The sequence below is a fragment of the Planotetraspora silvatica genome, from assembly GCF_016863315.1.
Lineage (GTDB): Bacteria > Actinomycetota > Actinomycetes > Streptosporangiales > Streptosporangiaceae > Planotetraspora > Planotetraspora silvatica.
Genome location: NZ_BOOQ01000016.1, coordinates 70444 through 85060, shown reverse-complemented (window position 1 = coordinate 85060; position 14617 = coordinate 70444). Strand labels below are relative to the sequence as shown.

Annotated in this window: 14 protein-coding genes; 6 read left to right on the top strand and 8 right to left on the bottom strand. The window is 70.7% G+C overall.

What is annotated here, in order from left to right; genetic code table 11:
* Nucleotides 1–16 precede the first annotated feature (16 nt).
* Nucleotides 17–589 carry a P-loop nucleotide/nucleoside kinase family protein gene (locus Psi02_RS13775; protein ID WP_203974131.1) on the top strand — a complete coding sequence of 191 codons (573 nt, stop codon included), beginning with the start codon at nucleotides 17–19 and terminating at the stop codon, nucleotides 587–589.
* Here Psi02_RS13775 and rpsD read toward each other — a convergent pair.
* On the bottom strand, nucleotides 586–1200 hold the full coding sequence (gene rpsD / locus Psi02_RS13770; protein WP_203974129.1) for a 30S ribosomal protein S4: 615 nt from the start codon (nucleotides 1198–1200) through the stop codon (nucleotides 586–588). The two genes, Psi02_RS13775 and rpsD, sit on opposite strands and share 4 nt — an antisense overlap.
* A gap of 78 nt (nucleotides 1201–1278) precedes the next feature.
* On the opposite strand from rpsD, the gene Psi02_RS13765 reads away from it, so the two are divergent.
* Complete coding sequence (locus Psi02_RS13765; RefSeq protein WP_203974128.1) at nucleotides 1279–2055, top strand: DUF2470 domain-containing protein; 777 nt, start codon at nucleotides 1279–1281, stop codon at nucleotides 2053–2055.
* 66 nt (nucleotides 2056–2121) lie between these two features.
* Here the strand turns inward: Psi02_RS13765 and Psi02_RS13760 are convergent, their stop codons facing one another.
* Complete coding sequence (locus tag Psi02_RS13760) at nucleotides 2122–3273, bottom strand: ROK family transcriptional regulator (RefSeq protein WP_203974127.1); 1152 nt, start codon at nucleotides 3271–3273, stop codon at nucleotides 2122–2124.
* 105 nt (nucleotides 3274–3378) lie between these two features.
* Here Psi02_RS13760 and zwf point away from each other — a divergent pair, with 105 nt between their 5' ends.
* Genes zwf through eda form a run of 4 tightly spaced genes read left to right on the top strand, consistent with a single transcriptional unit; the run spans nucleotide 3379 to nucleotide 8259 of the window.
* Nucleotides 3379–4863, top strand: a complete 1485-nt coding sequence (gene zwf, locus Psi02_RS13755; RefSeq protein ID WP_203974126.1) for a glucose-6-phosphate dehydrogenase — start codon at nucleotides 3379–3381, stop codon at nucleotides 4861–4863.
* Entirely contained in the window at nucleotides 4860–6692 is a 1833-nt protein-coding gene (gene edd / locus Psi02_RS13750) for a phosphogluconate dehydratase (protein WP_373317629.1), read from the top strand. Before zwf ends, edd begins: the two co-directional genes overlap by 4 nt.
* A complete protein-coding gene (locus Psi02_RS13745; protein WP_203974125.1) occupies nucleotides 6689–7648 on the top strand; it encodes a glucokinase in 960 nt (319 codons plus the stop codon). The genes edd and Psi02_RS13745 overlap by 4 nt, the downstream gene beginning before the upstream one ends.
* Nucleotides 7645–8259 (top strand): bifunctional 4-hydroxy-2-oxoglutarate aldolase/2-dehydro-3-deoxy-phosphogluconate aldolase, encoded by a 615-nt coding sequence (gene eda, locus Psi02_RS13740; protein ID WP_203974124.1) that lies wholly within the window; start codon nucleotides 7645–7647, stop codon nucleotides 8257–8259. Before Psi02_RS13745 ends, eda begins: the two co-directional genes overlap by 4 nt.
* 161 nt (nucleotides 8260–8420) lie before the next feature.
* Here the strand turns inward: eda and Psi02_RS13735 are convergent, their stop codons facing one another.
* The 6 genes from Psi02_RS13735 to Psi02_RS13710 form a co-directional block, all read right to left on the bottom strand.
* Nucleotides 8421–8855: an ester cyclase gene (locus Psi02_RS13735; protein ID WP_203974123.1), complete on the bottom strand. Its 435-nt coding sequence runs from the start codon at nucleotides 8853–8855 to the stop codon at nucleotides 8421–8423.
* 223 nt (nucleotides 8856–9078) lie between these two features.
* On the bottom strand, nucleotides 9079–9954 hold the full coding sequence (locus tag Psi02_RS13730) for a carbohydrate kinase family protein (protein WP_203974122.1): 876 nt from the start codon (nucleotides 9952–9954) through the stop codon (nucleotides 9079–9081).
* Nucleotides 9955–10056: 102 nt separating this feature from the next.
* On the bottom strand, nucleotides 10057–11121 hold the full coding sequence (locus Psi02_RS13725) for a LacI family DNA-binding transcriptional regulator (RefSeq protein ID WP_203974120.1): 1065 nt from the start codon (nucleotides 11119–11121) through the stop codon (nucleotides 10057–10059).
* A gap of 10 nt (nucleotides 11122–11131) precedes the next feature.
* Entirely contained in the window at nucleotides 11132–12775 is a 1644-nt protein-coding gene (locus tag Psi02_RS13720) for a glycoside hydrolase family 13 protein (RefSeq protein ID WP_203974118.1), read from the bottom strand.
* A gap of 26 nt (nucleotides 12776–12801) precedes the next feature.
* On the bottom strand, nucleotides 12802–13656 hold the full coding sequence (locus Psi02_RS13715) for a sugar ABC transporter permease (protein ID WP_239094867.1): 855 nt from the start codon (nucleotides 13654–13656) through the stop codon (nucleotides 12802–12804).
* Nucleotides 13653–14615, bottom strand: coding sequence for a carbohydrate ABC transporter permease (locus Psi02_RS13710; protein ID WP_203974116.1), 963 nt, complete (start codon nucleotides 14613–14615; stop codon nucleotides 13653–13655). The genes Psi02_RS13715 and Psi02_RS13710 overlap by 4 nt, the downstream gene beginning before the upstream one ends.
* Between the last annotated feature and the right edge of the window lie 2 nt (nucleotides 14616–14617).

Here is a 14617-nt window from a genome sequence, read left to right as displayed (position 1 = left end):
GAATCGGGGAGGCGGGATGGCGGCACCCGTGTGGGTCGTGTCGGGGCCGCCCGGCTCGGGCAAGTCGACGGTCTGCTCGGTCCTCCTGAGCCGGCTCCGCCCCGTGCCGGCCCTCCTGGACAAGGACACCGTCTACGGCGGATTCGTCGAGGCCACGCTCGCGACCCACGACCGGCCGCCGGGTGAGCGTGAGGGCGCGTGGTACGACGAGCACATCAAGCGGCATGAGTACGCCGGGCTGACCGCGACAGCCAGGGAGATCCGCTCACACGGCTGCCCGGTCATGCTCAGCGGGCCGTTCACCGGCCAGGTCCACGACGCCGCGCGCTGGCGCGAATGGACGGCGGAACTGGGCGGCCCCGACGTCCATCTCATCTGGATCCGCTCCGACGGCCCCACCCTGCGAGAGCGGATCGAGAGACGGAGCTCGCCGAGGGACGGCGGCAAGCTCGACCGGTTCGACGACTACCTGCGGGCGATCCGCGTGGACGAACCGCCCGTCGTGCCGTACATCGAGGTCGACAACCGGCTCGGTGCCCCGGCGATCGAGGACCAGCTCGGCGACCTGACGCCCCGGGGGCCCGGCTAGCGCGAGTAGTGCTCGACGACGAGTTGCTCGTCGACGGGGACCACGATGTGTTCGCGCGCGGGACGCTCGACCAGGGTGAAACGCAGTTCCCCGTGGTCGACCGAGAGGTACGGAGCGATGCGGTCGTCGGCGTAGACGCCCTCGGCGGCGGCGACGAACGGCTGCATCGCGCGGGACCGGGCACGGACGCCCACGACCTGGCCCGGCTTGACGAGGTAGCTCGGGATGTCGACCTTGCGGCCGTCCACCGTGATGTGGCCGTGGTTGACGTACTGCCGGGCGGCGTAGATGGACGGGGCGAGCCCGGCCCGCAGCACGAGCGAGGCGAGCCGGGTCTCGAGGATGACCAGCAGCTCCTCCCCGGACCGGCCCGGCCTGCGCACCGCCAGGTCCCAGTACCGGCGCAGCTGCTTCTCCGAGACGTCGTAGTACCAGCGCAGCTTCTGCTTCTCCAGCAGGCGCATGCCGTAGTCGCCGGTGTTGCGCCGGTTGGTCTTGCGGCCGTGCTCTCCAGGCGGGTACGGCCGGGCCTCGAAGTACTTGACCGCCTTGCGGGTCAACGGGACGCCCGCCCGGCGCGACAACCGCACCTTCGGCCCTGTGTAACGCATGCACTCCGCCTTCCCAAGTTAGGTAATCCTTACTAAGGTAAGACTAACCTAATCGACTGACGGCACTCAAGGAGAGTCATGCAGCACCCCGTCGCGGCTCCCCCGATTCCCGAGCGGGTCAGGACCCTCGCCGCCATGGCCGCTCCGACCCACGTGTCCATCGCCGGGACCGACCTCCCCGCCTGCCCGGCCCGCGGCGGCGTCGACGCGCAGGGCCGGCCCGTGCTGCTGGTCAAACCCGGCGAAGCCCTGTACGGCTCCGCCCCGGAGACCGTGGTGACCGTCGACCTCGTGGCCGTGCGCGCCATGGAGGGCGAGGAGAAGGCTCGCGGCCTGCTGAAGGTGCGGGGGTGGACCCAGGCGGTGCCCGAGGACGAAGGGCGCGACACGGCGATCGCGATCGCCGAGAGCTGCCCGGACGAGGATCTGTTCGCGGCACTGGAGGGCGGCGCGCCGCGGCTCGTGCGCGTCGACGTGGCCCACGTCGTGTACCTGACCGGGCAGGAGTCCGGACTGCTCGACGCCGACGAGTACCTGGACGCCCGGCCCGACCCCTTCGTGCACGCGGCCGAGCGCATGATCCGCCACATCAACGCGGCGCACCGCGAGCAGCTGAGTCTGGCGCTCGGGCTCCTGATGGGAGAAGCCGCCACCGGCGCGTGGCTCTGGGAGCTCGACCGCTACGGCGCCACGATCAAGTCGGGCGCCTCGGCCGAGGGCCCGGGTGAGGACCGGTTCATCCGCCTGCCCTGGCCGATCCCCGCGGCCAGTCCGCAGGCCCTCGAGTACGCCTTGCGCTGCCTGTTGTTCCCCCATCCGCACGACCACGCACGGGACCACGCGAAGGAGCACTGACAGAGGGCGCCGCCGCTGGAGACCAGTGATGAGCGGCGGGCCGGACGGCGCCTCGCCGCCGGCCGGTCAGCCGGTAGCCGCGTCCACCGCGTCGGCCGACAGGACGTGGTCGAGGACCATGAGCGCGCATCCGGTCAGGCCCGCGCCGGGGCCGAGGGTGCTGCGCTCGATCCTGAGACTGCGGGTCGCGAGCTGGGTCGAGCGCTGATAGATGACCTCGCGGACGCCCGACACCAGCGGCTGGAACATCTCCGCGATGTCGCCCCCGAGCACCACGACGGCCGGGTTGAGCAGGTTCACCGCACCGGAGATCACCTCGCCCAGCCACCGTCCGGCCTGCCGTACGACCGCCATGGTCTCGGCGTCGCCCGCGCGGACCAGCGCGGTCACGTCGGCCAGGGTGAGGACCTCGCGGCCCTTGGCTCGGAGGTCACGCAGGATGGCGGTGCCGCTGGCCACCGAGTCGACGCAGTCGAGGTTGCCGCAACGGCACAACACTCCCCCGCCGTCCCGGACCGGGATGTGGCCGATCTCGCCGGCCGCGCCCAGGGCGCCGCGCAGAATGCTTCCCCCCGAGATGACCCCGGCGCCGATCCGGGTCGAGACCTTCACGAAGAGCAGGTCGTCGAGTTCGGAGGCGTAGACGACGCGGTGCTCCCCCATCGCGATGACGTTCACGTCGTTGTCGACGAGCACGGGCACCGGGAACCGCTCGGCGATGATCGGCGGAATGACCACGCCGGTCCAGCTCGCCATCACCCGGGCGCTCTCGGTCCGCCCGGCGGCGAACTCCACGGTCGCCGGCACGCCGAGGCCGACTCCGACCACCGGCGCCTGCCCGTCGAGCAGCTTCGTCCAGGTGTCCATGAGCAGCGGCAGCACGACGTCGGGCCCCTCCTCGACGTCGATGTCGAGATCGGTGCGCACCAGCACGTCGCCCGCGAGGTCGCAGATCGCGATCTGGGTACGGCTCGCGCCGAGTGAGGCCACCGGAACCACGCCGCCCGCCGCGTTGAAACGCAACCGGACCGGCGGGCGACCGCCGGTGGACGGCCCCTCCGCGTCCTCCACGATCAGGCCGCGGCCGAGGAGCTCGGTCACCCGCAGCGCCACGGCGGGTCGCGACAACCCCGTCACGCGCCCGATGTCGGCGCGTGTGAGGGCCTCCCCGCTCCTGATGAGCTGGAGGACTTCCCCGGTGGTCGCAAGTCGTGACATCTACGGAAGTGAAGCACAGCAACTCACCTAAGTGCAATGACTTATTCATCTTTAGTTACAAAAGTCGGCTTGAAAGTGAACATATCTGCCGCTAATGTCCCGAACATGCCCGTTCAACCCTCTGCTGACAGGCGAGCCGCCGACCTGATCATCTTCGGCGGCACCGGGGACCTGTCGATGCGGAAGCTCCTCCCGGCGCTCTACCACTGCGACCGCGATGGACGGCTGGCCGAGGACACCCGGATCATCGCCATGTCGCGCGGCGGCCTGGACGACGCCGACTTCCGCGGCAAGGTGGACGCGGAGGTGCGCCCCGCACTGGGCGCCGCCGAAGGCTGGGACCGGTTCGTGAACCGGCTCCACCACGTCTCCGTCGACGTCGGCGGGCCGGCCGAGCCGGCCGGCTGGGACGCCCTGACCTCCCTGCTCGCGGGCCGCGAGGACCACGACCGCGTCTTCTACCTGGCCAGCCCGCCCATGACGTTCGGCCCCTTCTGCCACAGCGCGTACGAGGCGGGACTGGTGACGCCGCAGTCGCGGGTCGTCCTGGAAAAGCCCCTCGGCCGCGACCTGGCCAGCGCCCAGGCGATCAACGACGAGGTCGGCGCGATCTTCGACGAGAGCCAGATCTTCCGCATCGACCACTACCTGGGCAAGGAGACGGTCCAGAACCTCCTCGTCCTGCGATTCGCCAACGTCTTCCTCGAGCCGATCTGGAACTCGCTCTGGATCGACCACGTCCAGATCACGGCCGCGGAGACCGTCGGCACACCGGGCCGCCGCGGCTACTACGACCACGCGGGCGCGCTCCGCGACATGGTCCAGAACCACCTGCTCCAACTGCTCTGCCTGGTCGCCATGGAACCGCCGTCGAAGAACGACCGCGAGGCCGTCCGCGACGAGAAGGTCAAGGTGCTGGAGTCGTTGCGGCCCATCGTGGGCTCGGAGGTCGACCGCTTCACCGTCCGGGGCCAGTACACCTCGGGCCGCCTCGGGGACGAGACCGTTCCCGGTTACCTGGACGAGCCCGACAGCACCCGGCCCACCGCCGCGTCGCACCGGGTGGAGACGTTCGCCGCCGTCCGCGCCGAGGTGAAGAACTGGCGCTGGGCGGGCGTGCCGTTCTACCTGCGCACCGGAAAGCGACTGCCGGCCCGGCAGTCGGAGATCGTGGTCCAGTTCAAGGACGTGCCCCATGCGATCTTCGCGGGCGCGACGCCGAACCGCCTCGTCCTGCGGCTGCAGCCCGACGAGGGCATCCACCTGCGCCTGATGGCCAAGGAGCCGGGGGCGGGCGAGGTCACGCTCCGCCCGGTGCCGCTCAGCCTCAGCTTCGCCGACACGTTCACGACCCGGGTGCCGGACGCGTACGAGCGGCTTCTCACCGACGTGCTCGCCGGCAACCCCACCCTGTTCATGCGACGCGACGAGGTCGAGGCCGCCTGGCGCTGGATCGACCCGATCATCGCGCACTGGGAGGGCTCGGGGATGTCGCCCGAGCCGTACCCCGCAGGCACCGCCGGCCCCGCCGGCGCACACGAACTGCTGGCCCGCAGCGACCGCACGTGGCACGAGGAGGCATTCGAGTGACGAACCGCGTGATCGACCAGGTCACCGACCGGATCCGCAGGCGAAGCAGCGCCAGCCGTACCGCCTATCTGGAGCGCGTCGGGCGCGCGGGGCGCGAGCTGCGCGAGCGGGGACCCGCCCGCGGGCACCTCGGCTGCGCCAACCTCGCGCACGGCTTCGCCGGAGCGCCCGAGGAGGACAAGCGCGACCTGCGCGGCACGGCCAAGCCGGGCGTGGCCATCGTGACGTCGTACAACGACATGTTGTCCGCGCACAAGCCGTACGAGACCTACCCGCCCGAGCTGAAGCGGGCGGTGCGGGCGGCGGGCGGCATCGCACAGGTCGCCGGCGGCGTCCCGGCGATGTGCGACGGCATCACCCAGGGCCGTGCCGGCATGGAGCTGTCGCTCTACAGCCGCGACGTGATCGCCATGGCGACCGCGATCGCGCTGTCGCACGACATGTTCGACGCCTCACTGCTCCTCGGAGTCTGCGACAAGATCGTGCCGGGCCTGTTCATCGGCGCCCTGCACTTCGGCCACCTTCCCGCGATCTTCGTCCCCGCCGGGCCGATGACCTCGGGCCTGCCCAACAAGGTCAAGGCGAGGGCCAGGCAGCGGTTCGCCGAGGGCCTGATCGACCGGGCGGAGATGCTGGACGCCGAGGCGGAGTCGTACCACTCGCCGGGGACGTGCACGTTCTACGGCACGGCGAACTCCAACCAGCTGCTCATGGAGGTCATGGGCCTCCACCTGCCGGGCGCGACGTTCGTCAACCCGCACACCGAGCTGCGGCACGCGCTCACGGAGGCCGCGGGCCGCCGCGCGGTCGAGATCACCGCGCACGGCGACGAGTACACGCCGCTCGGCGAGGTCGTCGACGAGCGGGCCATCGTCAACGCGGTGGTCGCGTTGCTCGCCTCCGGCGGGTCGACCAACCACACGATGCACCTGGTGGCCATGGCCGCCGCCGCGGGCATCGAACTGACCTGGGACGACATGGCCGACCTGTCCAAGGTGGTGCCGCTGCTCACCCGCATGTACCCCAACGGGCAGGCCGACGTGAACCACTTCCATGCCGCCGGCGGCATGGGGGTGTTCATCGGGGACCTCCTCGACGGCGGGTTGCTCCACAGTGACGTCCTCACCGTCGCGGGACGCGGGCTCGATCTCTACCGGACCGCCCCCGCGCTCAAGGAGGGCACGCTCGTCTGGGAGGAGCGCGCCGAGGGCAGCGCCGACCACGACGTGCTGCGGCCCGTCGGCGAGCCGTTCTCGGCCGACGGCGGCATCCACATGTTGTCGGGCAACCTCGGCCGCGCCGTGAGCAAGGTGTCGGCCGTCAAGCCCGAGCACCTGGTCATCGAGGCGCCGGCACGCGTGTTCGACGACCAGCTCGACCTGCTCGCCGCCTTCGACTCGGGTGCGCTGGACGGGGAGGACTTCGTCGCCGTCGTCCGCTACCAGGGCCCGCGCGCGAACGGCATGCCGGAGCTGCACAAGCTGACGCCTCCCCTCGCCGTCCTGCTCGACCGCGGCCAGAAGGTGGCCATCGTCACCGACGGCCGCATGTCGGGCGCCTCCGGCAAGGTGCCCGCGGCGATCCACCTGTCGCCCGAGGCCGCGGACGGCGGGCCCATCTCGCTGATCCGCGACGGCGACCTCATCCGGCTCGACTCGACCGCCGGGACGCTGACCGTCCAGGCGGACCTGTCGGAGCGCACGCCCGAAGGCGCACCGCTCAGCGACGCGCAGTGGGCGGGCACCGGCCGGGAGCTCTTCTCATCCTTCCGCCGCATGGTCGGGCCGCCCGACCGGGGAGCAAGCGTGTTCGCGGGTGGTGCCCTGTGACATTGCCGTGGCTGGTCGCCGACGTCGGGGGGACGAACGCGCGGTTCGGCCTGGTGACCCGCCGAGGCGGGCCGCCCGAGCACGTCGCCGTACTGAACGTCGCCGAGTACCGAGGCCTTTCCGATGCCGTAGCCGCCTATATCGCAGATCATGCGGGCGGAGTTCGGCCGGGGGCCGCGTGCCTGGCGATCGCCGGTCCGGTGGAGGACGACCGGTATCGGCTGACGAACGCGGGGTGGTCGGGATCGGTCGACGACCTGCACATCCCGCATGTCGACCTGCTCAACGACTTCGAAGCGCTCGCGATCTCGCTTCCGCGTCTGACGGGGGACGACCTCGTGCCGCTCGGCGGGCCTCCTCCCGCCCCCGGCGACACGAAGGCGGTGCTGGGGCCCGGCACCGGTCTCGGAGTGAGCGGGCTGGTGCCGGTGCGCGGAGGCTGGGTGCCCGTGCCCGGTGAAGGGGGCCACGTCTCGGTCCCCGCGGTGACCGACCTCGAGATGGAGATCGTCCGGGCGCTGCGCACGGACGGCCTGCCGTACGTGGACGCCGAGCATCTGCTGTCCGGCACGGGACTGCCGCGACTCCACCGGGGACTCGCGCTCGTGCGCGGCGTCACGCCGATCGCGACGACCGCGTCGGAGGTCGTCGGGTCCGGCGACCCGCTCTGCGTCGAGACCGTCGAGATCTTCCTCGCCCTGCTCGGCGGGTTCGCCGGGAACGTGGCCCTGATGCTGGGCGCGCGCGGCGGGGTCTACATCGGGGGCGGCGTGCTGCCGCGGATCGCCGAGCGTGCCCGCCGCAGCGACTTCCGGGCACGGTTCGAGACGACCGCGCCCGCCCTGTCCGACTACGTCACCGCGATCGCGACGTCGCTGATCGTCGCCGAGCAGCCCGCCTTGGTGGGAGCCGCCGCATGGCTCGCACAGCGGTCGTCTACCGTGGAGCTGATATGAGCCTTCTTGATCTCGCCCCCGTCGTCCCCGTCGTCGTGGTGAACGACGCCGAGACCGCCGTGCCCCTCGCCCGGGCCCTCGTCGCCGGCGGTCTGCCGGTCATCGAGATCACCCTGCGTACGGCCGCGGCCCTCGAGTCCATCAGGCGGATCGCCGCCGAGGTCCCCGACGCCGTGGTGGGGGCGGGCACGATCAGGTCGGCCGCCGACGTCGACGCCGCGGTCGAGGCGGGCTCGCGATTCCTGGTCTCTCCGGGGACGACGCCGGGGTTGCTCGACGCGCTGCTCGCGTCCGGCGTGCCGTTCCTTCCCGGCGTGGCCACCGCTTCCGAGGCGATGACGCTGTTCGAGCGCGGTGTCCACGAGATGAAGTTCTTTCCCGCGGAGGCGGCCGGCGGCGTGCCGTACCTGAAGTCGCTCGGCGGGCCGCTCCCCGACGTGCGGTTCTGCCCCACGGGAGGGATCAGTCTGTCGAGCGCGCCCTCCTACCTGGCCCTGTCCAACGTCGGCGGCGTCGGCGGGAGCTGGCTCACCCCGGCGGACGCCCTCGCCTCCGGCGACTACGACCGCATCGAGAAGCTCGCGGCCGAGGCGGCGGGGCTACGCTCCTGAGAGACCTCGTCAGCCGAGCCTTTCTCCCTCGGCGGAGCTGACCGGCCATGCTCGTGTCCGTAACCCGAATACACGTTCATGGGTTCCTGGCCCGTGACCTTCCGACCGGTGGTCACGGGCCATCGCCTTTCCCGTGCTCGTCCGGCGCGCCGGTCGAGGCGTCAGGTCACCGGTTCCAAGGCGAACGCGAGGCCGAGCTGGCTGAACAACTCCAGTTGGTCGTAATAGTGCTGGTGCGCGACGATCCAGTCGTTCTCGACGCGGGCGGCACAGCAGCCGCGGACGGCGATGTGACGGCCGGTCCCTTCGGCATGACGCCCACAGGGCAGAAGAAAGGGCCCCGTATGGGTGCCGGTGAGCGTCCATTCGGTGACCGCGGGATCATCGCAGGCGACCTTGTACCAGGGCGTTATGCAGACATCGCGGAAGCCGATGATGAGCTGTTCGTAAAACGTGGCGATCTGCTCACGCCCTTCGGCGACGCCTTCCGGCGAGATCAGGACACTGTCGGGGCTGTAGCATTCGATCACTCGCGGGATGTCGTGATCGTTGAACGCGCCGTAAAGCCGGTCTTTGATGTCCCAGGCACCAGACATCCCAACCGCCCCCCTCGCAGGTGTGCCATCAACCTTCGAGTTGCAGGTAACGCCACGATAACAGCCGGTCTTCGACGTCCAGACGCGCAGGGACGGGCCGGCTCCGGCTGATCGAAGGGTCCCGCAACCGGCCCGGGCGAGGCTCTCCGGATCAATGCCTCCGCAGGTCGGCAGACGTCGCGTCAGTGAAACGGCAGAACCTCCCGACCGGCGATCACGGGGCTCAGCCGTCCACGCCCGCGACCGTGCAGGCGCGGGCACCGGCCAAAGCGCCGAGCCGCGCGCAATCCTCAGGCGGCCGCCCGGTGAGACGTCCGTAGAGGAACCCGGAGACGAAGGCGTCACCGGCTCCCACACTGTCGACGACCGGGCCCGGCGGAGGTTGCGCGGGGAAGTGCCGCACGCGGTCGCCGTCCGACAGGACGTGGCAGCCGTCGGCGCCGTCCGTGCAGACCACGACGCCGGCCCGGCCGCGCGCGGCGATGTCGCGCATGACCTCCTCCCGGCGGCCCCCGAGTGCGGTCGCGGACATGAAGACGAGGTCGGAGGAGTAGGCGAAGTCACGGTGGTAGTCGTTCTCACCGTCCCAGTCGTGCAGGTCGGTCGACACCGTCGTGCCTGCGGGGATGTCGGCGTAGACGTGCCGGGAGAAGTCGACGATCGTCAGGTGCACGTGCCGCGTGGCACGGAGAGCCGGCAGGTAGAGGTCCCGGGGCAATCGCCGGCCGTCGACAGGACGCGGGTCGTGGAGCGACAGCCGCCGTCCGCCCGGATCGACGAGCAGGACGCTGCGGCGGGTGCCCGCCTCCGACGGCGCCCAGGCGAAGTCGAGGCCGCGCCCGGCGAGATGGTCGCGGACCAGCGCCCCCTGCGGGTCCTCGCCGATGAGGTCGACGAGTTTGACGCGCAACCCCATCGAATGGCACCAGAGTGCGACGCCGGATCCGGTGTTGCCTATCCGGTCGACGACGGGCGGGACGGGATAGGTGTCGGCGTACGGCAGCGGCAGTTCGGGGACCCGGACGGTCGTGTCCACGCCCGTGCCGCCGACGACGAGCACGTCCAGTGCATGATCACCAATGGTGTTCTTCGAGGTCATCCGGCCTCCTGCCGAACCTATGCATGATCACGGTCGGTGTTGTGTGAGGTCAGGGGCCATACGGCCGAACGTGTGCATGATCACGGTGAGTGTCGGGCGAGGTCAGGGGGCGTGCGGCCGAACGTGTGCATGATCACGCGGGGGGTCGCGGTTGACGAGGGGGCCTGAGCTGGTGGAGCCGCGGACCACGAGCTCAGGCTGGTACACCAGCTCGACGCGCTTGGCCGGCGTGCCGCCGATCTCGTCGAGCAACGTCTGGACCGCGGCCGCCGCCATCGCCCCGATCGGCTTGCGGACGGTGGTGAGCGGCGGGTCGGTGAAGGCCATCAGCGGCGAGTCGTCGAACCCGACGATCGACATGTCACCCGGCACCGACAGCCCCCGCTCCCTGGCGGCCCGGATCGCGCCGAGCGCCATGAGGTCGCTGGCGCAGAAGACGCCGGTGCAGCCGCGTTCGATCAGTGCGGCGGCGGCCGCCTGGCCGCCCTCGACGGAGAACAAGGAGTGCTGGATCAGCTCGTCGACCTCCGTCAGGCCGAGCAGGTGCGCCATGGCCTGCCGGAAACCCTCGATCTTGCGGATCACCGGGACGAACCGCCGTTGGCCCAGCGCGAGGCCGATGCGCTCGTGCCCGAGGTCCACCAGATGTTGTACGGCCAGGCGGGCGGCCAGCCGGTCGTCCGGCGAGATGAACGGCGCGGAGATGGCCTCGTTGTACCCGTCGACCAGCACGATCGGCAGGCCGCGGTCGGTGAGCCGGGTGTAGCGATCCATCCGCGCCGTGGTGTCGGCGTGCAGACCGGACACGAACACGATGCCGGAGACGCCCCGGTCGAGGAGCATGTCGGTGAACTCGTCCTCGGGGGCGCCGCCGGGCTCCTGGGTGCACAGGATCGCCGTGTACCCGTGCTGGGTCAGCGCCTTCTCCACCGCCTGGGCGAACGCCGGGAAGATCGGGTTGCCCAGTTCCGGGATCACCAGGCCGATCAGGCCGTTGCTGCGCCCGCGTAGCCGCTGCGGGCGCTCGTACCCCATGAGGTCGAGTGCGGTGAGCACGGCCTGGCGGGTGGCGGAGGAGACCCCCGCCTTCCCGTTGAGCACACGACTCACCGTCGCTTCGCTGACCCCTGCCTGAGCCGCGATGTCGGCGAGCCTTGTGGTACTCATGAGCATTACTTTAGACATCGCCCGCACGACTGACGGCGTCCCCGAGATCGCCGGCCCACCAGGTGACCGAGTCGGGTGCCAGCCGGACGACGTCTCCGGAGACGGCGGGGCCCGAGCTCGCCAGGAGCAGGCCGCCGGGGCCCGCCTCCACCTCGATCCACTCACTGGTCAGGTTGGCCACGCAGGAGAAGGACTCCCCCCGGGAGAACGCGAGCGTGCCCGCCGGACTGTCCCGCCAGATCAGCGTGCCGTCTCCGAGCGCGGGGTGCTCGCGCCTCATCTTCAGCGCGGCGCGGTAGAGGCTCAACATGGACGCGCCGTCCCGCGCCTGAGCCTCCACGCTGAGATCGCGCCATCCGGGAGGCACCGGCAGCCAGCTCTCGGCGGTCCCGGGAGGGGCGAAACCGTGCGGCGGCTCCCCCGCGGCCGTCCAGGGGAGCGGCACGCGGCAGCCGTCCCGCCCGCTGTCGGGGTCGCGCAGCCGCTGGGGGTCGCGCAGGTACTGCTCAGGCAGGTCGAGCACCTCCGGCAGGCCGAGCTCCTCCCCCTGGTAGATGTAGGCCGAGCCCGGCAGCGCCAGCATGAGGAGCGCCGCGGCCCGTGCTCTGCGCAGGCCCCGCTCGCCCCCGCCGTACCGGGTCACGTGCCGCTTGACGTCGTGGTTGGACAACACCCACGTCGACGGCGCGCCGACGAGGGCGGCGGTCAGCAGCGACTCTTCGATGACCGCGCGGAACGCGGCGGCGTCCCACGGCGCCTTGAGGAAGTGGAAGTTGAAGGCCTGGTGCAACTCGTCGGGCCGGACGTAGCGGGCCAGCCTCTCCGCTGACGGCGCCCACGCCTCGGCCACGCCGATCCGCTCGCCCTCATAGGAGTCGAGGATCCGCCGCCAGGCGCGGTGGATCTCATGCACGCCCTCCTGGTCGAAGAACGGCACCTCGGCGACGCCGATCATCTCCACGTGGCCCGGGTGTCCCACGTCGGGCAGGCCCGGCGCCTTCACCATGCCGTGCGCCACGTCGATCCGGAACCCGTCCACGCCGAGGTCGAGCCAGAACCGGAGGACGTCGTCGAACTCGGCGTGGACCTCCGGGTTGTCCCAGTTGAGATCGGGCTGCTCGGGGGCGAACAGGTGGAGGTACCACTGTCCGTCCTCGACCCTCGTCCACGCGGGGCCGCCGAAGACGGACTCCCAGTCGTTGGGCGGCAGCTCTCCGCCCTCTCCTCTGCCGTCCCTGAAGACGTATCGGTCGCGCTCGGGGCTTGCCTGCGCGCCCGCGAGGGCCGCCGCGAACCACGCGTGCCGGTCGGAGGTGTGGTTGGGCACCACGTCCACGATGATCCGCAGGCCCAGGGCGTGGGCGTCCTCGATCAGTGCGCGTGCGTCGGCCAGCGACCCGAAGATGGGGTCGACGTCCCGGTAGTCGGCCACGTCGTAGCCGAAGTCGGCCATGGGCGAGGTGTAGAACGGCGTCAGCCAGACGGCGTCGACGCCCAGCCCGGCGAGGTACGGCAAGCGGCTCCGCACTCCCGGCAGGTCGCCGACGCCGTCGCCGTTGCCGTCCGCGAAACTGCGGACGTACACCTGGTAGATCACCGCGTCACGCCACCAGCGGGTGGCCACCGCGGACGGCTGTACGGCGAGCTCGGTCATAGGGATCCCCCGGTTCTCACTATGTGTCATGCCTTGGTCGCGCCGGCGGTCAGGCCGGTGACGAGGTGGCGCTGGACGAGAAGGAATACGGCCGCCGCCGGGATGGCGATCAGCACGGACGCGGCGGTGAGCAGGCCCCACTCCGCCTTGTGCTGCCCGACGAACTGGCTGAGGCCGACGGCGAGCGTGTATCTCTCGTCGCCGGTCATGAACGCGGTCGCGTAGGCGACCTCCGCCCATGCGGTGAGGAAGGAGTAGAAGGCGGCCACCGCGAGCCCGGGCTTGGCCAGTGGCAGGATCAGCCGCCAGAAGGTGCCGAACGGCGTGAGCCCGTCGACCCGTCCCGCCTCGTCGATCGTCACGGGGACGGTGTCGAAGTAGCCCTTCATCATCCAGGCGCAGAACGGCACGGTGGAGGTGAGGTAGGCGACGACCAGCCCCGGAAACTGGTTGATGAGGCCGAGACCGGCCATCAGGTTGTAGATCGGCACGATGAGGATCGCCACGGGGAACATCTGCGTGATCAGCAGCATCCACATGACGGAGCGGAAGCCCGGGAACCGGAACCGGCTCACGGCGTATCCCGTGGTGGCCGACAGGAGAACGCCGAGCACCGCCGTGGCGAGCGACACGATGACCGAGTTGGCCGCCCATGTGAGGAACTTCGTCTGCCCGAGGACCTGGGTGTAGTTGGCCAGCGTCGGCTGCTCGAAGAGGCCGACCGACGCCGTCTCGATGACCTGCCGCGGTTTGAGCGACGTCAGGACGAGCCACGCGACGGGGAAGACGGAGACGACGCTCGCCGCGATGAGAGTGAGATGCAACGCGACGGACTTCGCCGGTGAGCGCGAGTCCCTGGTCCTGTGCACGACGCGGCTCACCAGGCTTCTCCTTGCTGCTTGAGGGCGCGGCGGTACACGCCGGCCAGCACGACGAGCAGAGCGAGGATCACCAGGCCCCACGCCGCCGAGCCGGAGTAGTCGCGGATGCCCTCGAACGCCTGACGGTAGGCGTAGGTGACGAGGATCTCCGTGGCCCCGCCCGGCCCTCCCCTGGTCAGCAGGAAGATGACCGGGAACTGGTTGAACGTCCAGATCGTGCCCAGCAGAACGACGGTGCTCGACACGGGCCGCAGCCCGGGAACGGTGATGTGCCGGAACCGCTGCCAGGGGGTCGCGCCGTCGACCTCGGCCGCCTCGTGGAGTTCGCGCGGGATGGACTGCAGACCGCCCAGCAGAGCGAGCATCATGAACGGCACGCCAAGCCACACGTTGCAGGCGATCACCGACACCTTGGCCCAGAACGGGTCGTCGAGCCAGCTGATCCCCGCGAGGCCGACGGCCCGGAGCATGGCGTTGACCACGCCGAACTCGCCGTTCAGCAGGTAGCGCCAGATGAACGCCGACACGAACGCGGGGACGGCCCAGGGCAGCACGAGCAGCACCCGGTACAGGGACCGGAAGCGCATCGGCCGGTCGAGCAACATCGCCATGCCCAACCCGATGCCCACGTGGAGGACGACGCACACGATCGTCCACACGACGGTCCAGGTCAGACGGGTGACGAAGGTGCTGGACGTCAGGATGTCGGCGTAGTTGGCCAGGCCCACGAACTCGTAGGTCGACGGGATGACGTTCATCCCGATCGTGCGGCCCATGTTGGCCTCGGTCGCGTCCGTGAGCGAGAGGTAGGCGCCGCGGAGCAGCGGATAGCCGACCAGCACCAGTGTCACGACGACGACCGGGGCGGTCATCGTCCACGCGTACCAGTGACGGGACAGGAGGCGCCGCGCCCCGGAAGGGGGCGCGGCCCTTCGACGCCCGACGACGTCAGTCGCCATCT